Genomic DNA, 20,033 nt, shown 5'->3' with positions numbered 1-20,033 from the left:
TAGAGAAAGCATTACCTCTCTCTATGCCGGATAATTAAAAAATCAAGTTATTAAATCTGCAATCTTTATTTCTAACTCGCGAGCTAGACTTAAGCAAAGCTTCCTTATACTATCTGTCATCCCTGACAACTCTTCGGGGGTAATTAAATCCATCCCTTCACCATGAGCTATTCTATTTCTTTTCTTCAGCAACTCATCAATTACGTTCAAATACCCCACCCGTCTTCTTTTGTTTTTTTTCATCCACTTTAATTCGATTACATCTATGATTAACCTTTCTTTTTCTGGATCATTATCGACTGCATTTTTTATTGCAGTTAGCATAGCATTATTAATCTGCGAATCCATAATAAATGTACTATCCAAGTCAGAATAATCATTTACTGTAACAATATCAATTACATTAGGTATGCCAAAGTTAAAAAATATATTTTCAATAGTATCTACAGAAGGATTTGCTTTTGTTGACGATAATTTCTTACTGTCCAATATTAAACAATCATCCATGATAAAACTCTGAATCATGGCATTAAAGGGAGTCGCATTTTTAGTTTTGAATTTACTTAAGCACTCAACAGCATGTTCTGAAAGTAAACTTATCGGTATTTCCTTAGACTTAAGCTGAGAATCATTTATTATATCAATGAACTCTTTACTCATTTCCCTAATGAATCCCTCGAAGTAACCACATAGTAATACTAACCCAGAACGAGTCATTGCATTGGCTTTAACAAAGTTAACATTAGCACCAAGATTCAACTCATCTGTTACAGCGCCAGCAATAATATCTATCTCATCGAGATATGAAAGATGTGTAACGGTACAGGTCAGAGTCATAATCTACTCCGCTTGCAAACAGTCGGTAAGAATAGTGCTTCTACGCAACGCTTTAGATCTTTTAGATGTTCCTTGGAATAGACAATCCCAATATTGATCATTACTAAACGCCGAAAGAGCTTTTGTTGCTAAATCTGATTTATCCTCCAAATCTAACACTCTCGAAAATGCGACCATTTGAGATTCATAGATAGCACCATTTATTACGTTATGAGCAAAACCATTATCTGTTGGATTATTTCTATTTTTAGGTTTTCTAAATGCAACTCCACTTCCTAACACCTCATAGATTAAATCGACAGTTCCTTTAAATATCGCGTCAATTTCATTAATTCTTGATGGTGATAACCCTCTATTTTCTTCCATATGAATATTAAGATATTCAGAATAATTATCAGAGTACTCAACAGTTGGTCCTAAATCTCTATACGCTAAAAACCTCAATACCAACTCTGAATCTTTCATTGATTTTAAAGAATGTGCTGGCAATGATAATAGCTCTTGAAACTTTTCATAACTAGAAAGTCTTTTTATTAATGAATTATATGCGCCTCTGTATACGCAATTTCTTACCTCTTGATCTGTTAATGATGCACTACCAGTATTTAGCCGTTCAAATACTTCAAATTTTAGAGCCTCATCAGACTCATTTAATACCACAATGCATCTAATTGGGCGTTTTGCTATAGTAGATTTAAATATTCTATCTAATTCAAGATATGTCTTCCCATTGAATTCAGGAAGTATTTTTAGACCATTTATTGTGAGTGGTAAAATACTTGGGTCTGTGAACACCCCTTCTATATCAGAAGCTTTCATAAATCTAAACAGTGAGGTCAGTCTCTGCTGCCCATCAATAACACTGAAGGAACCATCTTTTTCTTCAGCTAAATATATAACCGGGACTGGAATATTTAATGAAATAGACTCAATAAATTTCGAAGCTTTAAGATCATCCCACTGATACTTTCTTTGATAGTCTGGGTCAAGAATTAAGTCTTCTTCAATAATCATATCCATAAGCGTTCGAACAGCATAATCGTATGGTTGAATGACAACTTTACGTTCCTTAACATACTCATAAGGTTCGTTACCCTGCTCTTCAGATACTCCGATTAGTTCATCACCATTGACTGTCTGGTCGACTGGCTCGTTATCTTCAGGAGTTTCTTGTGCAGTTGTTACTGGCATTTTGTGATCCCTCTCATTATTGATGCATAAGTGAAATGTAATTTCTAAATACAATATACTAAGAATAATAAACTAAAAACTTTCTTAGCTGGAATCATTGATTTTTGGCCAGTTAAGCTACATTTCAATCTTATGTTAATAATATTTTCACAACTACTTAAATATGCAAATTATTATCTAAGCAATCATTTAGTCATATAAAATTAAATCTATATTTTTCACAAATTTGCACAATAATTTTGATGCTATTTACCCCCTTCCAGCCCAGAACTGGCGCGGCCTGCCGCCACTTGCACAAATGCACAAAAAGCGACCCTTTTCGCGTGCAGGCGTGGAGGGGAGACAATCGCGCGCTGAAGGGTGTGGGGGAGGTCGGGCACCTCCGGCTGATGTTCCGCCTGTGGGTCATGGTGATGTGCATTCGGGTGATGGGTGTCGTGATCGGATACGTGAGGCGTGCGCCTCGCTATGGGGCGCACAGCGCGTTATAGCGCGAACGGAGAATTGCACGGGTTGCAAGGCGCGCCCGTGCGGGTGTGGATGAAAATTATTGAATGAATCGGCGGGTTAGACTCACACGGCGGCCAGTGCATAGGGGTTGAACCGGAATACCTCCACGCCCAGCCAGTCATTCAGGGCTTTCAGATCTTCCATGATGGGATACAGCTCATTGATGGCGAACACCTTCGCGGCCTTCTCGACATCCCCAAAGCCGCTGGTATTGGTCGGCATGATCCCCATCAGTTGCGGTGGTACTCGGTGCGCGGCCAGCAAATCATCGCGGGTTACGTTCTTGATGCCGTTAAACTCATCTTTGGCGGTTATCTCACTGAACGGCATGATTTGCAGGCCGTCTTTCTTCCCGCCTGCCGCGTAGACAAATACGTTCTTGAATGCCCCCTTCCCTCTGGCGTCGGTCAGGGTGCGCTTTAGCGCCTGCACATCAGTATCGTTTTGCATGGCGTCAGACAGATAAACAATCACCCCGGCATGACTGCCGTTAATATAATACTTGCGCCGGAACAGCGTGGCGTCCTCATTGAGCAACGCCGACGGGATGGCGGCCAGATACCCCGGCAAACCGTAAATCTCCTGATGGATATCCGGCTCGGCCAGATGGAACACCGAGCCAGCCGCAAAGGCGTAATCCTCTTTCTCATAGGTCACAAACCAATACTGATCCAGATTGCTCCCCCGCCGCATGTATTTAGCCGGAACATGTTTTAGCGCCAGCGGGCCGCCCAGTCGATTCTTGCGCAGTTCAAGATAGGCATTGCCGAACACCAGAAAATCCTGCACGAATGCCCCGGCATCGGCGCGGGACAGTAACGGGTGCGGCCGGTAGCAACTCATCAGTACCCGGCGTTTAAAATTCAGCGGTGATTGGTGGTGAATAGCCGAGTGAAAAATACGCGCCAGCCCGTAAAAACTGATCGGCGTCTCGTACCAGTCACCATTGCGGGCGCACTCCATGCAATCCAATAAGTCGCGCTGATCCAATACCGGTGTCGGGTCACCAAAGGTAAAGGATTCCATCGTCGAGATGGGCTGCGGGGCTGGCGGTGCATCAGCGGGTATTGCGGGTAAAACAGTCTTCATTTCCACGGTTAAAACTCCTGTACAAAGCCGCCGCCGGTGCTGCCGGTTTCTGCGCCAATCGGTTCATTTTGCAATGCGTGCATAATGGCCCACGCCACGTCGCCGTGACTGGCCCCTTTGGAACGGTCGGACACATAGGTCGTCATTCCGCCCGGTGTCACTGATTTACGGATAGTCATAAACGATTGAGCAATCACACTTAGCCCGGCGTCATACTCAAAACGGCCACGGCGCATCACCATCTGCGCCTTAAGGACCAAAGCAGACTTCACGCTGATGCTGTAGACAAATTTCATTGCGGACGGGAAGAATTTCAGTACCAGCGAATGCACCGCGCCACCAATGCCGGTGCCGTCAATACCGATAAACTGCACGTTATAGCGCTGGGTCATTTTCCTGATCTCCTCCGCCTGAAGTTCAAACGGCATCCCGCGCAACTGAATAGCTTCCAGCACGCGGAACTTGCCCCCTTCCACCTGTGGTGGTGCGACGGCGACCAGTCCGGCGCTATCGCCCCCCTCGCCTTCGCCGTTGGGGTCATAGCCAATCCACACTGGCGTATTGCCCAATGGTCGCGGCGAATAGGGCCGCCAGTCATCCCACACACCCGCATTCCAGCCATCCACGCCGCAGTTAATCAACTCACTGTATGAGAATGGCCGTTCGCCGTTGGTGATGGGCTGGCACATGTACAGATTGTTGAATTCATCCGGGGATTTCTTGGCGATCAGGTCGTCAATATCGATACGGTCAAAACCCAACCCCGCAGCGTCTTTCACTGTCACGATCTGCTTCCACTGCATATCCGCGCAAATCTTGCCGTTTTTAAGATTCTTGTGAGTGATATCAATGTTAACGCGGTCAGCTTTTTTGCGGCCCTCGTTGAACAGCTCGCCCGACCAGAAGCGATAGGCTTCGTGTTCTTCACTGGAGATGGTAGAGAAATAGGTTTCGATCAGCCCGCTCTGTGTCGCCATCCCGGCGGCCACACTGCGCAGGTTAATAAAATTACTGGTCCAGAAATATTCGTCGAAATAGAGATTCCCGGTATACGACTGCGCCGACGCTGCCGAGGTGCCGAGGAAATGCAGCTCGGCCCCGTTGGACAGCATGATCGGATCGCCCTTCAGCTCGACCCCTACCTCGGCGGCAAACTTGATAATAAAGCGTTTGAACTGATGCGCCTGAGCGCGAGAGGCGGATAGGAATATCTGATTACGGCCGGTTTCCAGTGCATCGATCAGCGCTTCGCGGGAAAAATACCAGGTCGCCCCAATCTGGCGCGACTTGAGGATATTCCTGATGGTGATCGCCAGACTTTTGGCTTTATACCAACGCTTTTGGTGCTCATAAAGCCCCTCGTAAAACTTGGCTCTCAACTGTTCGATTTGCTCATCACTGAAATGGTTCTTCGGCTGTTTTTTGCGCCCTTCACCGCCCTCGTTATTTAGCTGGCGGTCAAAGCGCACCAGCTGGCGCGCCAGCAAATCTATCTCTTTAAAATCCCGCCCGCTTTTCTCCGTTTTATCAATCAGCTGGTTATAACGGGCCTCGGTGGTAAAGCGCACCCGGTCGAGGGGCACGGTTTTGTCCCAGTTCTCGCGCTTGCGCCGGGAGTACAGCGTATGCACGTTGAAACCGGTCAACTTGGCGATATGGGATATCTGGTATCCCTGCCAGTAAAGACTACGGGCATCGCGGACAGAATCGGGGGTTAATTTGCTCATGGGGCTTAGGCTATCGCGCCCGCGTGACTGTCGGCGAGGCGATAAAGTTGTAGCAGACCCCTTACAATAACAAGGCTTTGCGCGGGTTTAGCCGCTGGGGTGATGATGGTGTCCGCTGCTTATTGCACACCGATTGCTGATACCCGGAGCATTGTTATATGCCTAAATTATCCAAGTTTTTCCGCGTTGCCGTTGAAGGGGCCGCCGCTGATGGCCGCACGATTAACCGTCAGGATTTAGAAGATATTGCGCTGACCTATGACCCCACGGTTTTTGGTGCCCGCGTCGATCTGGAGCACTACAAAAGCCTGATGCCTGATAGCTTATTCCGCTGCTATGGCGACGTGACGGCCGTCAAGACTGAAAAAATCATTAACGGCCCATTGAGTGGCAAGCTGGCTTTGCTGGCACAAATCAACCCTACAGATGAAATGCTGACGCTGAATAAGAGCCGTCAGAAGGTCTACACCTCGATCCAGTTTTCCCCCAACTTTGCCGACAGTGGCCGCGCTTATCTAAAGGGGCTGGCGCTGACCGATAACCCAGGCAGTCTGGGTACGGAAATGATCCAGTTCTGCGCGCAACAGGTTGCAGCCGGTAAGCCGCACCCGCTAGCCGGTCGCAAACAATCCGACGATTGTCTGTTCACCGCGCTGGAAGAAACCCTGATTGAATTCGATGAAACCATGCCGGTAGACGATACCAGCAAGAAATTCACCGAACAGATTAAAGACCTGCTATTTGGTGCCAAACGCAAAACCGATGGCAATCTGGACGATATTCGCCACGCCGTGCAGGTGATTGCCGAAAGCCAGAAAACCGTACTGGAAACCCAGCAACAATTTACCGCCAGCCGACAGGAAGTGACTGAGCTAAAAGGCCAGCTATCCCAGTTGTCCACCTCGTTTGCCGCGCTGACGACCAAGCTACAAGGCGAAGATAGTCAGCACACCAGTCGCCCACCGGCTAAAGGTGGCCCGGAAGGCAGTGCCGACGACACTATCAACTGCTAAATCGCCCTATTTAATCCACAGGAATGAAGAACATGAGAAATGAAACACGTGATAAATGGGACGAATATCTGTCCGCACAGGCCCGACTTAACAGCCTGCCTGTAGATCGAGTCACTAAACAATTTACGGTGGCTCCGTCCGTTGCTCAAACACTGGAAGATAAGATCCAGCACTCCAGTGATTTTCTAAAACGCATCAATGTAAACCTTGTCCCGGAACAGGAAGGCCAGCGCATCGGCATTGGTGTTAGTGGCCCGATTGCCAGCCGCAATACCTCAACAACGGTACGCCGTGAGCCTAACTCACCGGAAGCCATTGAAGATGATGGCAAATACCGCTGCGAACAGACCAACTCTGATACCTATATCAGCTATGCCCGTCTGGATGCATGGGCCGGTAAGCGTGACTTTAAAACGCGAGTGACCAATCAGATTATTACGCGCCGCGCACTGGATCGCATCATGATTGGCTTTAATGGCACGTCAGTGGCGGCTAAATCAGATATTACCGCTAACCCGTTATTACAAGACGTGAATATCGGCTGGCTGAAAAAATACCGTCTGTTTGCCCCACAGCGTGTGATGTCTGACGTGATGGTTTCCACCCGTGATGAGGACAATAAACTCATCACCAAGGGGCAGTATGGCAACCTTGATTCACTGGCCTTTGATGCGGTCAACAGCCTGATCGATCCGTGGTATCAGGACGACACCGGCCTGATTGTTATCTGCGGCCGCAAACTGCTGGCGGATAAATACTTCCCGGTGCTGAACACCGTCAGCGGCAGCAATCCCCACACTGAAGCGCTGGCCGGTCAGATGTTGGTATCGCAGAAGCAAATCGGTGGTATGCAGACCTACCGCGCGCCATTCTTCCCAGCTGACGCCATGTTTATCACTACGTTCGACAATCTGGCTATCTATGTGCAGGAAGGGACACACCGCCGCACCATCAAAGAGGAACCGGAGTTTAACCGCGTCACCACCTATGAGTCGGATAACGAGGCTTATTGCGTGGAGGATTACGGTTTCGGTTGCCTGATTGAAGGTATCAAAGCCGGTGAGCCGGTTTAACGGTCGCTAGTCACTTACGGGCGGCCCGCCGCCCCATTACGCCTAGGGGGCATGATGTTAACTCCAGCACAACGCCATTACGACAAAGTGATGGCAGAACGGCGCGGCACCACGGAAGACGTGGTGCAAGGCTCCGCCTACGAACAACAGCTTTACCGGCTGCGCATTGATCAACGCCGCCTGTCGCAATTCCAATCACATCTCACCCGCGCCACCATGAAACGGGAAATGCTGCCCGCCTATGACGGCTGGCTCGATGGCGTACTGGCGGCCAATAGCGGCCAAAGTGACGAGGTGGTCACTACCTGCATGGTGTGGTCAGTGGATGCCGGTTTATACCGTGACGCACTGCGCCTGGCGGAATATGTGATCGGCCATAACCTGCCAATGGCTGACAAATACCAGCGCACGGCCGCCTGCTTCGTTGTCGATCAACTCTCTGAAGCCGCGTTGCTGAATTTCAAACTTGCGTCCGCCAATAGTCCGGCGATTGAAATTGATATTTTGCTGCGCCTGCAAGAGCTGACGGCGGATAAAGATATGCCGGATGAAGCCCGCGCCAAACTGCTTAAAGCGATTGGTTATACCCAACGTGAAAGCACTAATCTGGCCGATCAGGCATCTGCGCTTATCTGGTTGCAGCGGGCTTTAGCCGCGCATAAAGATGCGGGGGTGAAAAAAGATATTGAAGTGCTGGAGCGCAACCTGAAAAAAGCCGCGCTGGCTGCGGCCAGTGCGGAAGTTGGTGGTGTAGGCGCTACTGAGCAGACCACGGCTACCGACGTTATCACGACCGCAAGCGCTGACGTGGTCGCCACCTTGCCCGATACGCCAGCGGTTAGCGCAGAAACCCCTGCCAGCCCAGCGGCGAAAACAATCAGCAAAACGACATCCGCTGCCGCTGCCAAAAAACTGGCGGCCAAAGCCAAAACAAACACGGTGCGCGCCAAACGCACCTCCTGAATCGTGCCCCGCACGTCGGGCGGCACGCGGCAATGAGGTTTATCCCTGATAACCGCGTCCACCGCCCATTTTATTAACGGTGATGATATGAGCCTGTTAGCCACTGAACCAGTACACCCGGCAAGCCCACCCGAAGGGCCGGACGTGACAATCGCCAGCGCGCCGTTTTGGCCGGTGATCTCACTGGGTGATTTACGCAAAGTGATGCGCCTGGACGGCAATGTCACCGCCGAACGCCTGAAAGAAGCGGTGATCGAGGCCATCAGTAACACCAACGGCCAGTTACGGGCATGGCGCATCGAGCAAGAGGCCGCTGGCGTGTTGAAGCTGGAAGCGGTGGAATCCGAACAAGTCGCGGGCGAATCCATCCGGGTACAGCGCTACCGGCGGGCGGTCTACTGCCATGCTAAGGCCAATTTGACCGAACGCTATCGCGATATGGACACCACTGGCGATGGCAATAAGCGGGCGGACGCCCTTGATCCGCAAATCACCGACCTGTGGCGTGATGCCCGCTGGGCCATCAGTGATGTGCAAGGCCGTGAGCGCGGCATTGCCGAGTTGGTGTAAATGCGGGTTCAGGCTCAGCAATATGACACCGTTGACGCTTTGTGCTGGCGTCACTACGGCCGCACCGAGGGGGTGACTGAGGCGGTTTATCAGGCTAACCCGGGGCTGGCTGAACTGGGGCCGCTACTGCCCGCCGGTCACTGGCTGGAACTGCCCAACACCACCGAAGCGGCACAACAAAATATTATTCAGCTGTGGGACTAATCGCCACAGCCACGGCTCCCCAAAGGGGGTAACGGACATGAAAATGCCAGAAAAAGATCCAAGTTGGATAGGTGCATTACTGGCCTTTTATTCTGCTCATTCCACGGTCATCAACGGCTTTCTGGTCGGCTTTATTGTGGCCTTTCGCCGCGTGGTCTGGGGCGGTGGAAAATTGCGCGAAGGCATTGGCGAGGGGGTGGTCTGCGGGCTGGTCGGCGTCAATATCGGTCCGGTAATCTCCCCGATGCTGATCCGCGCCATTGATGCCATCCCGTGGCTAAACGGCGCGCTAACTGAAGTCGCTGCCGGAAAAGTGGAAATTTTTATCAGCTGCTTGATCGGGCTAATCGGCTTGCAGGCTATCCGAGAGTTGGTGTTTAAAATCGTCAATAAAAAGGTGGGAACCCCTGATGCCAAACCCTAAATTTATTTTCGGCAAAGCCAGCGAAAACAACCTGACCGGCGTACATCCTGATTTGGTCAAGGTGGTGCGCCGCGCGCTGGAGCTAACCCCGATGGATTTTAAAGTGATTGAGGGCCGCCGCACACTGGAACGCCAGCGCGAACTGGTTAAAGCCGGTGCCAGCCAAACCCTGAACAGCCGCCATTTAACCGGCCATGCGATCGATATTGTGCCGCTGCCGGACGGCAAGGTGAGTTGGGAATGGAAGTATTTCTATCCGATGGCCGATGCGATGAAGCAAGCCGCCGCCGAGCTGGGGATCGCCGTGGAATGGGGTGGTAACTGGACCACCTTTAAAGACGGCCCGCATTTTCAATTGCCCGCCCGTCAATATCCGGGCTGACATTATGCCAATCTTCAACACGGCCCCGCTCGCATGGGCGATTGCCGCCGCCTTACTGGTTACCAGTGGCGTACAGACTTACCGTTTGGCGGAGTCTCGCCAAGTGATGATTGACCAGCAAGCGGCTGAGGCAACGATTAAAAGCGGCCAGCTTATCGCGCTGGCACTGACCGCCAATGCCAACAATCAGGCGCAATCACAATTACGTCAACAGGTTGCCAGCGCCGATCAGTTGCTGGCACAACGTAACAGCCAAATCAAGAGGTTATACCGTGAAAATGAAACCTTACGCCGCTGGGCTGATACTCCCCTGCCTGATGATATTATCCGGCTGCGTCAGCGCCCCGCCTTCACCGGGGCCACAGATTACCGTCAATGGTTGTCCAAAGGTCACTCCCTGCCTGTTTCCGGCGGCCAGCCCGCAAACTAACGGCGATTTGAGCGACGATATCGACCAGCTAGAAGCGGCTTTGCACGCTTGCGCGGCACAGGTTGATACCGTGCTAACCTGCCAGCAAGGAACGGCCAATGCTAAAACCTAATCTGCTGCGAACGGCGCTGAGTCAGGCGGTGCCCTACCTGCGGGAGAATCCCGACAAACTGGCGATCTGGCTGGATAAAGGAACTGTGGTCGCCACCGGGCAACAGTCGCTGTCATTCGAATACCGCTACACCGCGCACGTTATGGTGATGGATTACCCCTACAGCATGGATACCGTCACCTTGCCCGCCATGCTGTGGATCCACCGCCATCAACCGGACTTAATTTTTAATCCCGATCGGCGCAAAACCGGCTTCACCTTTGAGGCGGATATTCTCAATAGCACCACCGCCGATATTATGTTGCACCTTGAGCTAACCGAGGCGGTCAGAGTGGCGGACGTGAATGACCGATTGGAATTAACCCACCTTGACGAACCCGCCGACCCGCGCGGCGATATGCTGGCAGCTTGGGAACAGGCCGCCGCCAACACCCCTTGGGCGGGCTGACATCGCGCACAGCCAAAAATGACTGTGTTGGCCATAGAGAGAAAGAGGCACCATGGATAACGAATTTCAGGAACTTGAACACTATTTACAACGCCTGATTAATCGCGGGAAATCCGGCGCACGACACAAGTTGAGTCGCGATATCGCCATCACCTTGCGCCGTGGTCAGCAACAACGTATTCGCCAACAATTAAACGCGGACGGCTCGCCGTATACCAAGCGCAAAGAGAGCATCAAAACCGTGCAAAAACGCCTGCGGTTTATCTATCAGGGCACGGTGCGCGACCTGAAAAACTGGTCGGGCAATAAGCGCCAGATAACCGGCTGGGATAACGATCGTAATGCTATCCGCACCTTTAACCGTGTCGATATTGACCGTTTTTTATCGGTCGAAACCGAAGCCACCACCCAGCGTACCAACAAAAAACAGCCGATGTTTCGCCGCTTGCGTAATGCCACCTTCCTGCGCCTTCAGGCGTTACCTGATTCCGCCGGTGCCGGTTATGTCGGTGTTGCGGCCAAAATTGCCCAGATACACCAGTACGGCGGCACCGATCAGGTTAACCCCTATGTGAAAGCGGATTACCCCGCCCGTCAATTGCTCGGTATCACGTCAAAAGACAGCGATAACGTACTCAATCAGGTGTTTGATTTTATCGCCCGTGGCTAACATTACGCTGGGATGAAAAACTCCGCTGGATCGCGTATATTTGTTTTATCTGCATTTCTATATGTATTACCGGGGATCGTAATGGCTAATGTAATGACGAGTCTGGCTGAGAAAAAACAATACTTCGACCGTGTGAAGTTAGAAAATTATCGTCAAAGTATGCGTTTGGAAGGCTTGAACAGTACTAATCAAACGTTGCCAACCTCAAAGAACGAAAGGGCTAAACTGAAGCAAAGCCTGATAAATAAATACGCCACCAAAAGCCAGCCGAGTTCGCGGTGAACAGCGATAAATACGGTGACGGCCCAGATCCTTATACCTATCCGAACAGTCAGGTGTTAATCAATAAATTCGGCATTACTGATGACGACCAATTTATTGAGATGGAAAAAGATTTTTCCGAGCTGGCTATTATGGACATCGAATTTAGCCCGCCACCCTATGATTTGCGCTACTGGTGCGCACTGCATCAAGCCTTGTTTGGCGATATTTATCATTGGGCCGGAGAGCTGCGAACCATTGATATATCCAAAGGCACTACCCGATTTTGCAATATCAATCGTATTACACCTGAAGCCAACCGACTGTTTAACCAACTGGCGCAAGAAAACTATCTGGTTGGTCTCCCCTATGACTCGCTGATTGTAAAACTGGCTGAGAACTACTCTGACCTTAATGTTATCCATCCTTTCCGTGAAGGTAATGGCCGGGCGCAGCGGTTGCTGTTCGAACACATTATTATCAATTGTGGCTTTCAAATCTCCTTCGCTGGCATCAACCCCGATGAATGGATTCAGGCCAATATTGATGGTTACCATTGCCGTTATCAACGCATGACTGCGTTATTCGCCCGCTGTATTCGTTAAACCACTCCGACATTTCCTGTTAAAAGTTGTCACAGTCCCCCTACAACTGCCGCGCGTTGCGCCCCTGCCCGCGCGCGTAAACAATACCGTTACGCTGAATAACGAGTATTGACCGCCATGACCAACGCCGAAATCTATCGCCTGATAATGAATCTGATCCGTTTCGGTATCGTGGAACAGGTGAATTTAACCCTCGATCCGCCCAAAGCCCGCGTACGCTGCGGTGAATTACTGACCGACTGGTTGCCGTGGTCGGTGCGCCGCGCCGGAACCGCTAAAACGTGGTGGCCGCCAACCGAAGGGGAACAGGTGATTATTCTGGCCGCTGGCGGTGAGCTGTCCGCCGGGGTGATCATTGCCTCCCTGTATCAGAAAAGTGCCCCCACGCCGCTGAATACCGCCAACACTCAACACGCCACCTACCCCGACGGCGCAGTGATTGAGTACAACGCTGATACCGGCGCACTGAAAGCCAGCGGCATTAAAACCGCCACCCTTAATGCAGGCCAATCCATTCAGGCCACCGCACCAGAGATCACCTGTACCGCTTCGATCAAAATCACACTGGATACGCCCATTGTGGAGTGCACCCAACATCTGACCACTGCCACCTTAGAAGTGAAGCAAGGCGGCAAAATGACCGGAAATATTGAACATTCCGGCGGCAGCTTCTCATCTAATGGCGTGATGATTGATAGCCATGACCACGGCGGCGTACAGCGCGGCGGTAGCAATACTGACGGGCCAAACAAATGATCTATTTAGGCATGAACGCCCAGACCGGGCGGCGCATTACCGATATGGACCATATCACCCAGTCGATCACCGACATCGTCACCACCCCGACCACCACGCGCTGTATGCGCCGGGGCTATGGTTCATTGCTGTCTGACCTGATTGACGACCCGCAGAACCCGCTGTTACGGCTAAAAGCCATGTCAGCGGCCTACAGCGCCATCATGCGCTGGGAGCCGCGCGTGGTACTGACCCGCGTGTTATTGGCAGAACCGCAGGCGGGGAAAATGACGCTGGAGCTTCAGGGCCAGCGCACCGATCTGGCTGATATCTTTAATCTGGCGATCCCCGTTGGAGGCGGTTCATGAGCACTATCGACCTGTCACAGCTACCCGCTCCGCTGGCGGTGGAAGCACTGGATTATGAAACCCTACTCGCTGAACGCAAGGCGGAACTGATCGCCCTGTATCCGGTTGACGAGCAGGCGGCCATCACCCGCACCTTATCGTTAGAGTCCGAGCCGCTGGTCAAGTTATTGCAAGAGAACGCCTACCGTGAACTGGTATTGCGCCAGCGGGTTAACGAGGCGGCGCAGGCGGTGATGGTGGCCTATGCCAATGGCAGCGACTTAGACCAGTTGGGGGCTAACAATAACGTTCAACGCCTGATTATCACGCCCGCCGATCCGGATGCCATTCCGCCCGTTGCCGCCGTGATGGAGTCTGATACGGATTTTCGCCTGCGTATTCCGCAAGCCTTTGAAGCGCTGAGTGTGGCCGGTCCGACCGGAGCCTATGAGGCCCACGCCCGCAGCGCTGATGGTCGGGTGGCTGATGCCTCGGCACTGAGTCCATCACCGGCCTGTGTCACTGTCACCGTACTGGCGCGGGCCGGAAACGGCGAAGCCTCGCCGGAACTGCTCGACATTGTCCGCCTTGCCCTGAATGACGAGGACGTGCGGCCGGTGGCTGACCGCGTCACCGTGCAATCCGCTGTCATTGTCGATTACCAGATTGACGCCGTGCTCTATATCTATCCGGGGCCGGAAGCTGAACCGGTCCGCGCCGCTGCTCAGACCAAGCTCAATGCCTATATCAGCACTCAGCGCCGACTCGGACGGGATATTCGGACTTCCGCCATTTATGCCGCGCTGCATGTTGAAGGGGTGCAACGCGTCGAACTGAATGCGCCGCTGGCTGATGTGGTACTCGACAGCACACAGGCGGCTTACTGCACCCATGCGGTATTGACGGTCGGGGGAACTGATGAATAACCGCTTGCTACCGGCGGGATCATCCCCGCTGGAGATCGCCGCCGCGCAAGCCTGCGCCCGGTTGGGTGAGGTGCCGGTGCCGTTGCGCCAGTTATGGAATGCGGACCTGTGCCCGCTACCGTTACTGCCCTATCTGGCGTGGGCGTGGTCAGTGGATCGCTGGGATGAGAACTGGCCGGAAGCCACCAAACGCGCGGTAGTGAAATCTTCGGCTTACGTACACAAACGCAAGGGCACCATTGGCGCACTGCGTCGTGTGGTTGAGCCGCTCGGCTACCTTATCCGGGTAACCGAATGGTGGAAAACCGGCGAGACACCCGGCACCTTTCGCCTTGATGTCGGCGTGCTGGAAACCGGCATTACCGATGAAATGTATTTTGAACTGGAGCGGCTAATTGATGGGGCAAAACCCTGTAGCCGCCATCTGGTGGGCCTGTCTATCAATCTGGATGTCTCCGGTGCGATCCCTGTCAGTGTCGCCAGTTACGACGGTGACGAGCTGACCGTTTACCCCTATTTACCTGAAACTATTACCGTGAGCGGCCAACACTACACCGGCGGCACACTTCATCTTATTGACAGCGTGAGCGTGAACCCATGACCACAAAATTCTTTGCCATACTGACCCATCTGGGGGCGGCCAAACTGGCGAACGCCACGGCCCTCGGCACCCAACTACAGATCACTCAGATGGCTGTGGGCGACGGTGGTGGCGTATTACCGCTGCCGAACGCCGCACAAACGCAGCTGATTGGCGAGAAACGTCGCGCCGCACTGAACTCATTAAGTGTCGATGCAGCCAACAGTAGCCAGATTATCGCCGAACAGGTTATTCCGGAAACGGATGGCGGGTGGTGGATACGTGAAATCGGCCTGTTTGATAAAGATGGCGTCTTAATTGCCATTGCCAACTGCCCGGAGACCTATAAACCGCAGTTGCAGGAGGGCAGCGGCCGCACACAAACCGTGCGCATGGTGCTGATTGTCAGTAGTACCGAAGCGGTCACGTTAAAAATTGATCCCTCGGTGGTGCTGGCAACGCGCCAATACGTTGATAAAAAAGTGGATGATAAGGCGATTGAGGTTAAAGCCTATGCCGATGGATTGATGGCTGCGCATTTGGCAGCGGCTGATCCCCATTCACAATACGCACCGCTTGCCAGCCCGGCATTGACTGGCAAACCCACCGCCCCCACGGCGGCAAAAACCGATAACAGCACCCAACTGGCAACCACGGCGCATATTAAATTGGCGCTTGCAGACTATGCACCACTTGCCAGTCCGGCGCTGACCGGCACACCGACAACCCCCACAGCCGCAGCGGGAAACAGTACCCAGCAGCTAGCGAATACTGCTTTTGTGCAGGCCGCACTGGCGGCATTGGTTGCATCCTCACCGGCCGCACTCGACACACTAAAAGAGCTGGCTGACGCACTGGGCAATGACCCTAATTTTGCCACCACCATGACCAACGCCTTGGCCGGAAAAATGGATAAAGCCAAAAATGGTAGCGATATTGCGAATGTGGCAGCCTTTCTTGCTAACCTTGGTTTAGGCGATGCGGCTAAATTGGGAGTGGCAACTAACTCGCAAATGGCGGCAGGCACCAGCACATCCTTGCTTCCTACGGTTGCTGCCGTGATGAGCCTTTTTGCCAAGCGTTCATTTGCTGCTGCTGATTACATTCGAATCCCCGACGTTCCGGGCGGGCTAATCATTCAATGGGTAAGAGGGGCGACTGCTGGATTTAACGAGGGGGCATTTCCAGCGATCACTTTTCCTATTCCGTTCCCAACGGCCTGTGTTTTCGTGAGTGCCGCAACACAGGGGAATAATTCAAATACATCTGACTACATGGCGCAAGTGACATCATGGACTAAAACCTCGGCGCTTATTTTTTGTCAACAATTTACAACCTCCGCAGCAAGTGGTTCCATTTACCCTCTAATACTGGCTATAGGATACTGATATGAAAGCACTATTTAGCCATGAACTTATGTCCTTCATCCCTGAGAATATGGCAGTTGATGGAAGTTATAGCCAGGACATTACAGACAATCTTATTGCTGCCACGAATGAAGAACTTGCGATGTACTGGCGTCAAACTCCTCCCGATGGGAAAACGCTAGGAGCTACTAATGGTCGGCCTGTGTGGGTGGATTTACCACCACCGACACCAGAGCAACTTGCTGAGATTAAAGCCATCAATGTGGCTCAAGCTAAAGTTGATAAATCGAAATTAATTAGCGATGCCAGCGATAAGGTAGAAATACTAAAAGACCGGATCGAAGCGGGGCAGGATAAAGCCGCTGAGTTGAAGTTGTGGAAGGCCTATCGCATTGCGCTTGATGATGTTGATATTAATAACCCAGCATGGCCGGTAGTGCCGGAATAGTCGATATTAGCCGGGCTTAGTACCCGGCATCTTTTTTAATTATTAAGGTGCGGGAGGCCAGGTAATATTAGCCGGATTTGAGGTATCAACACGCATCAACGCCACTCGATATTTACGCCATGCGGCAAGGTCAGCTATTTCCTTTTCGCTTGCATCCCCTGCGTCAACTGCATCTTGCCGCCATTCTATCTCTGAATCTGCAACAACCTTTAGGTCAGCTTTTTTAGCCTTGGCGCTAGCAACTAGTTCATCGTGTGTTTGTGGTGGTAAATCGACCCATGCAGGCATTCCATCAATAACGCCACGTTGTTTACCCGCCGGATATTGGGTGCCGAACTCACGATATATATCTTCTGAAACATCTATCATATCTGATAAATCCCACCCAGCGGCGGTGTACTCAACAAATAATTTTATATCAGGAAATGCGTTATTCTTTGCTGACCACTTATAAGTTTTCATGATTAACGTCCAATGGCGATAAAGTAACCGGTATCGGTGGTTGGGGATGGCGATCGAAACGCTCCTTTGAATGTAGCGTTATTAATTATCGATACCAGTGCAACAGCTTGTGTTTCTGTATTTCTACATGATGCGACTATTGAAATTGCGGCAGATGGGAACGGGGATGGAAAAGATATGACTGCTGGGGTTGATGTACCGTTTCCAGAAAAGAAACCCCACTGAATCATGAGTCCGCCGGGTAGTTTCATCCATCCGCTATCAGTGCCGAAATTATTAGAAAACGAGTTCATGTCTGGGATCTGATTAGTGCCAGTCCCTACCGTTCGTTTCGCGGCATCGCCTAAACCAAGGTTTAAGCGAACACTAACTCTTTAGCCATTCCCATAAAAATGACACACTCCCGTCATTTTCTTTGGGGAACCAAACATGCTGATTGGCTATATCAGAGTGTCAACAAATGACCAAAACACCGAACTGCAACGCATTGCATTATTGAGTGCAAATTGTGAACAGATTTTTGAAGATAAAATAAGCGGGAAAGCCTCGGACAGGCCGGGGCTAAAACGAGCTATGAAGGTCATGTCGGCAGGGGATACGTTGGTTGTGTGGAAGCTTGACCGACTGGGGCGCAGCGTGCGTCACTTAATTTCGCTGATAGAAGAGCTTAAAAATCGAGGCGTGCATTTTCGCAGTTTGACCGACAGCATTGATACCAGCACTGCCATGGGGCGCTTTTTCTTTCATGTCATGTCTGCGTTGGCTGAAATGGAACGTGAGCTGATTGTCGAGCGTACACTTGCCGGATTAGCTGCCGCCAGAGCGGAAGGGCGGATCGGGGGCCGTCGTCGAGTCATGACCTCTGAAGTGGTTGATCGCGCCAGACGGATGTTTGCCCAAGGTGCAACATTGCATCAAGTCGCTCTGGTGCTCGATGTCTCACCCAAAACTATCTATAAATATATTCCGGCTGGAGAGCGTCTCGCGTTGGTGCCTGAATGATTAACCGTGGCCGGGTTAATTGCCCGGTCTATTAAACAAATCTAGAAAACATCAGATATCGTTCAATCGCATAACCTTTATTTCTGTTTAGTCGCTGTGCATTTATCACTACATTTTTCTACGCCCCAAAAGATGATACCGCCGACGATGATTGATCCGATAGCGACTACCCAGGCAGTTATTCCGTCATAGAAAGCATAAGCAACAGCCAACCCTATTACCACTATAAATGAGACTATAGTGCCAATCATATCGAAGGCAAAACGTAATAACCCATTAATAACTTTTGATTTCATCTGCTAAGCACTTTAAAGATATAAGGTTATTTTTTGCCATTTTACTGAGTTGAATAAAACGCTCAAATGGTTTTTCAAAAAGGAAGAACAGCATATCGTAGTCGTTTGGCTTTAGTTTATTAAAAAGAAATGGACTTTCTTGGGATAATTTTCGTGACGCTTCACATGCCCGCGCCATAACCCCTTGAAACATTACACCGGAAATCATAATGGTAGTGCCAAACCTGACACTAAATTTTACTAAGGCACCTGCCACTAAACCACTAACGACTTTGCCACTGATGTGGCCTGATATCAGTGTTTGGGCGGCCATACGAGTGATTTTACCCGTTGCACCATAGATAAGCTCTTGGTGCAATTGTCGAATGGTTTCATCTGGTAGGCGGCTGAGAGTATCATTAATGATAATATCAGCCACTTTAGCGATAATAAATCGATCGCGAATAAGGTTATCAAAGACTTTCAGGAAACGCTTATCATCAACCATATTACGTTGTTGATAATATCGCCCACCATCCGAGAGATTCAAATCCTGAAAGGTTCGTTCAACCCCCAAATATAAGTCCATGGGAATAGATTTAATTCCCTCGGCCATTGCCTTAATAAATCTTGCTGAATCCATAACCTTTCCCTGATTGTTACAGTATTGTTTCAATCATATTGGGTTTTATCTAATTACTCCTAATGATTTAAGCTCCGAATGTTCTGAAAATAGAGCTATGGGTGGGCAGGGTAAGGCGAATGTTTCCACAGGACGCGACACTGCATCAAGTGACTTTGATTATTGATGTATCCCCCAAAACTATATACAAATATATTCCGGCCGAAGAACGACACGCCATAACGTCATAAGTAACAAACAAAAAGCCCGCATAAATAGCGGTTTTTTTGTTGCTGCAGTACAGATAAAGCTGACTGTGCTCCATGGTATTACAAAAACCTCAACCCCAGATCCACATCAGCCAGCATTTCACGCAAATCCTCGCTGACTTTTTCCAGACTGAGCGAGAACTCAATTTTTCTCGCCTTACCATCCTTAAAAAACTCGGTGCGGGTTTCGCTGATACCGGTGATCACAAACATGCCGTAGATCCCGCCAGTGCCTTCGATTAGCGGGTAGGCCTTGCCGGTGTAGGCCATCGTGCGCAGTGCCGCCAGCGACACATCGCCGCCGGTCACTTCTGGGTACAACGTCCCGCCCAGCGTAATTTTATCTTCGCCGGGGCCGATATATTGATAGCGTGGCGACTTGCCTACCCGACTGTTATTGACGTGCCTGAAGGTGCTCTCCTGCCCCAGATTCTGATAAGGCGCAGTGCGCAGTTCAAACACAAATAGCCCAAAAACCATCATCATAATTA

The 20,033-nt window shown here is 50.7% G+C and carries 28 protein-coding genes and 1 pseudogene; 20 read left to right on the top strand and 9 right to left on the bottom strand.

Translation table 11 applies throughout. From position 1 onward, the window contains the following. Nucleotides 1-42: 42 nt before the first annotated feature. From FFE93_RS04090 to FFE93_RS04070, 4 genes are all read right to left on the bottom strand, one after another. Nucleotides 43-837, bottom strand: coding sequence for an MAE_28990/MAE_18760 family HEPN-like nuclease (locus FFE93_RS04090; RefSeq protein WP_138774832.1), 795 nt, complete (start codon nucleotides 835-837; stop codon nucleotides 43-45). A 3-nt stretch (nucleotides 838-840) separates the two neighbouring features. Further along, nucleotides 841-2,028, bottom strand: a complete 1,188-nt coding sequence (locus FFE93_RS04085; protein ID WP_138774831.1) for a DUF262 domain-containing protein — start codon at nucleotides 2,026-2,028, stop codon at nucleotides 841-843. Between the two features lie 573 nt (nucleotides 2,029-2,601). Further along, complete coding sequence (locus FFE93_RS04075; RefSeq protein WP_138774829.1) at nucleotides 2,602-3,633, bottom strand: phage portal protein; 1,032 nt, start codon at nucleotides 3,631-3,633, stop codon at nucleotides 2,602-2,604. 2 nt (nucleotides 3,634-3,635) lie between these two features. Then, nucleotides 3,636-5,354, bottom strand: a complete 1,719-nt coding sequence (locus FFE93_RS04070) for a terminase large subunit domain-containing protein (protein ID WP_138774828.1) — start codon at nucleotides 5,352-5,354, stop codon at nucleotides 3,636-3,638. A 158-nt stretch (nucleotides 5,355-5,512) separates the two neighbouring features. Between FFE93_RS04070 and FFE93_RS04065 the strand changes: the two genes are divergently transcribed. The 19 genes and pseudogenes from FFE93_RS04065 to FFE93_RS03975 all read left to right on the top strand — a co-directional run bounded on the left by FFE93_RS04065 (nucleotide 5,513) and on the right by FFE93_RS03975 (nucleotide 16,912). Continuing rightward, on the top strand, nucleotides 5,513-6,367 hold the full coding sequence (locus FFE93_RS04065; RefSeq protein ID WP_138774827.1) for a GPO family capsid scaffolding protein: 855 nt from the start codon (nucleotides 5,513-5,515) through the stop codon (nucleotides 6,365-6,367). A gap of 32 nt (nucleotides 6,368-6,399) precedes the next feature. Further along, nucleotides 6,400-7,440 carry a phage major capsid protein, P2 family gene (locus tag FFE93_RS04060; protein ID WP_138774826.1) on the top strand — a complete coding sequence of 347 codons (1,041 nt, stop codon included), beginning with the start codon at nucleotides 6,400-6,402 and terminating at the stop codon, nucleotides 7,438-7,440. Nucleotides 7,441-7,491: 51 nt separating this feature from the next. Continuing rightward, nucleotides 7,492-8,403, top strand: coding sequence for a phage terminase small subunit (gpM, locus tag FFE93_RS04055; RefSeq protein ID WP_249192808.1), 912 nt, complete (start codon nucleotides 7,492-7,494; stop codon nucleotides 8,401-8,403). Between the two features lie 87 nt (nucleotides 8,404-8,490). Beyond that, a complete protein-coding gene (locus tag FFE93_RS04050; RefSeq protein ID WP_138774825.1) occupies nucleotides 8,491-8,973 on the top strand; it encodes a head completion/stabilization protein in 483 nt (160 codons plus the stop codon). Beyond that, nucleotides 8,974-9,177: a tail protein X gene (locus FFE93_RS04045; protein WP_138774824.1), complete on the top strand. Its 204-nt coding sequence runs from the start codon at nucleotides 8,974-8,976 to the stop codon at nucleotides 9,175-9,177. A 37-nt stretch (nucleotides 9,178-9,214) separates the two neighbouring features. Next, nucleotides 9,215-9,601 carry a phage holin family protein gene (locus FFE93_RS04040; protein WP_138774823.1) on the top strand — a complete coding sequence of 129 codons (387 nt, stop codon included), beginning with the start codon at nucleotides 9,215-9,217 and terminating at the stop codon, nucleotides 9,599-9,601. Then, nucleotides 9,588-9,983, top strand: coding sequence for a M15 family metallopeptidase (locus FFE93_RS04035; RefSeq protein ID WP_138774822.1), 396 nt, complete (start codon nucleotides 9,588-9,590; stop codon nucleotides 9,981-9,983). Before FFE93_RS04040 ends, FFE93_RS04035 begins: the two co-directional genes overlap by 14 nt. A gap of 4 nt (nucleotides 9,984-9,987) precedes the next feature. Next, on the top strand, nucleotides 9,988-10,413 hold the full coding sequence (gene lysB, locus FFE93_RS04030) for an Rz-like lysis system protein LysB (RefSeq protein ID WP_138774821.1): 426 nt from the start codon (nucleotides 9,988-9,990) through the stop codon (nucleotides 10,411-10,413). Beyond that, nucleotides 10,325-10,525: pseudogene (lysC, locus tag FFE93_RS21625) on the top strand (Rz1-like lysis system protein LysC); the annotation flags it as partial. The gene lysB and the pseudogene lysC, both read left to right, overlap by 89 nt. Then, nucleotides 10,512-10,973, top strand: coding sequence for a phage tail protein (locus FFE93_RS04020; RefSeq protein WP_138774819.1), 462 nt, complete (start codon nucleotides 10,512-10,514; stop codon nucleotides 10,971-10,973). The pseudogene lysC and the gene FFE93_RS04020, both read left to right, overlap by 14 nt. Before the next feature lie 52 nt (nucleotides 10,974-11,025). Continuing rightward, a complete protein-coding gene (locus tag FFE93_RS04015; RefSeq protein ID WP_138774818.1) occupies nucleotides 11,026-11,643 on the top strand; it encodes a phage virion morphogenesis protein in 618 nt (205 codons plus the stop codon). Between the two features lie 81 nt (nucleotides 11,644-11,724). Further along, a complete protein-coding gene (locus FFE93_RS04010; RefSeq protein ID WP_249192806.1) occupies nucleotides 11,725-11,925 on the top strand; it encodes a YhfG family protein in 201 nt (66 codons plus the stop codon). After that, a complete protein-coding gene (locus FFE93_RS04005; RefSeq protein ID WP_138774817.1) occupies nucleotides 11,922-12,509 on the top strand; it encodes a Fic/DOC family protein in 588 nt (195 codons plus the stop codon). Before FFE93_RS04010 ends, FFE93_RS04005 begins: the two co-directional genes overlap by 4 nt. 117 nt (nucleotides 12,510-12,626) lie before the next feature. Continuing rightward, nucleotides 12,627-13,265: a phage baseplate assembly protein V gene (locus tag FFE93_RS04000; protein WP_186367694.1), complete on the top strand. Its 639-nt coding sequence runs from the start codon at nucleotides 12,627-12,629 to the stop codon at nucleotides 13,263-13,265. After that, entirely contained in the window at nucleotides 13,262-13,612 is a 351-nt protein-coding gene (locus FFE93_RS03995; RefSeq protein WP_138774815.1) for a GPW/gp25 family protein, read from the top strand. Before FFE93_RS04000 ends, FFE93_RS03995 begins: the two co-directional genes overlap by 4 nt. Then, nucleotides 13,609-14,517, top strand: coding sequence for a baseplate J/gp47 family protein (locus FFE93_RS03990; protein ID WP_138774814.1), 909 nt, complete (start codon nucleotides 13,609-13,611; stop codon nucleotides 14,515-14,517). Before FFE93_RS03995 ends, FFE93_RS03990 begins: the two co-directional genes overlap by 4 nt. After that, nucleotides 14,510-15,118, top strand: a complete 609-nt coding sequence (locus tag FFE93_RS03985; protein WP_138774813.1) for a phage tail protein I — start codon at nucleotides 14,510-14,512, stop codon at nucleotides 15,116-15,118. Before FFE93_RS03990 ends, FFE93_RS03985 begins: the two co-directional genes overlap by 8 nt. After that, nucleotides 15,115-16,485 carry a phage tail protein gene (locus tag FFE93_RS03980; protein WP_053100131.1) on the top strand — a complete coding sequence of 457 codons (1,371 nt, stop codon included), beginning with the start codon at nucleotides 15,115-15,117 and terminating at the stop codon, nucleotides 16,483-16,485. The genes FFE93_RS03985 and FFE93_RS03980 overlap by 4 nt, the downstream gene beginning before the upstream one ends. Nucleotide 16,486: 1 nt before the next feature. Beyond that, nucleotides 16,487-16,912, top strand: coding sequence for a tail fiber assembly protein (locus FFE93_RS03975; RefSeq protein ID WP_261369043.1), 426 nt, complete (start codon nucleotides 16,487-16,489; stop codon nucleotides 16,910-16,912). A gap of 42 nt (nucleotides 16,913-16,954) precedes the next feature. Here the strand turns inward: FFE93_RS03975 and FFE93_RS03970 are convergent, their stop codons facing one another. Both FFE93_RS03970 and FFE93_RS21920 read right to left on the bottom strand, forming a co-directional pair. Next, nucleotides 16,955-17,374, bottom strand: a complete 420-nt coding sequence (locus FFE93_RS03970) for a tail fiber assembly protein (RefSeq protein WP_138774812.1) — start codon at nucleotides 17,372-17,374, stop codon at nucleotides 16,955-16,957. Between the two features lie 2 nt (nucleotides 17,375-17,376). Then, entirely contained in the window at nucleotides 17,377-17,625 is a 249-nt protein-coding gene (locus FFE93_RS21920) for a gp53-like domain-containing protein (protein WP_409994335.1), read from the bottom strand. Nucleotides 17,626-17,803: 178 nt separating this feature from the next. On the opposite strand from FFE93_RS21920, the gene FFE93_RS03965 reads away from it, so the two are divergent. Then, nucleotides 17,804-18,376: a recombinase family protein gene (locus tag FFE93_RS03965; RefSeq protein WP_138774811.1), complete on the top strand. Its 573-nt coding sequence runs from the start codon at nucleotides 17,804-17,806 to the stop codon at nucleotides 18,374-18,376. Nucleotides 18,377-18,453: 77 nt separating this feature from the next. Here the strand turns inward: FFE93_RS03965 and FFE93_RS03960 are convergent, their stop codons facing one another. The 3 genes from FFE93_RS03960 to FFE93_RS03950 form a co-directional block, all read right to left on the bottom strand. Further along, nucleotides 18,454-18,672 carry a hypothetical protein gene (locus tag FFE93_RS03960; RefSeq protein ID WP_049601736.1) on the bottom strand — a complete coding sequence of 73 codons (219 nt, stop codon included), beginning with the start codon at nucleotides 18,670-18,672 and terminating at the stop codon, nucleotides 18,454-18,456. Beyond that, nucleotides 18,653-19,294 (bottom strand): hypothetical protein, encoded by a 642-nt coding sequence (locus FFE93_RS03955; RefSeq protein WP_049601739.1) that lies wholly within the window; start codon nucleotides 19,292-19,294, stop codon nucleotides 18,653-18,655. The genes FFE93_RS03960 and FFE93_RS03955 overlap by 20 nt, the downstream gene beginning before the upstream one ends. A gap of 308 nt (nucleotides 19,295-19,602) precedes the next feature. Continuing rightward, nucleotides 19,603-20,028, bottom strand: a complete 426-nt coding sequence (locus FFE93_RS03950; RefSeq protein WP_138774810.1) for a phage tail protein — start codon at nucleotides 20,026-20,028, stop codon at nucleotides 19,603-19,605. Between the last annotated feature and the right edge of the window lie 5 nt (nucleotides 20,029-20,033).

Origin of the sequence: Yersinia sp. KBS0713, from assembly GCF_005937895.2 — a bacterium.
Lineage (GTDB): Bacteria > Pseudomonadota > Gammaproteobacteria > Enterobacterales > Enterobacteriaceae > Yersinia > Yersinia bercovieri.
This window is presented reverse-complemented; position numbering and strand designations above follow the sequence as displayed.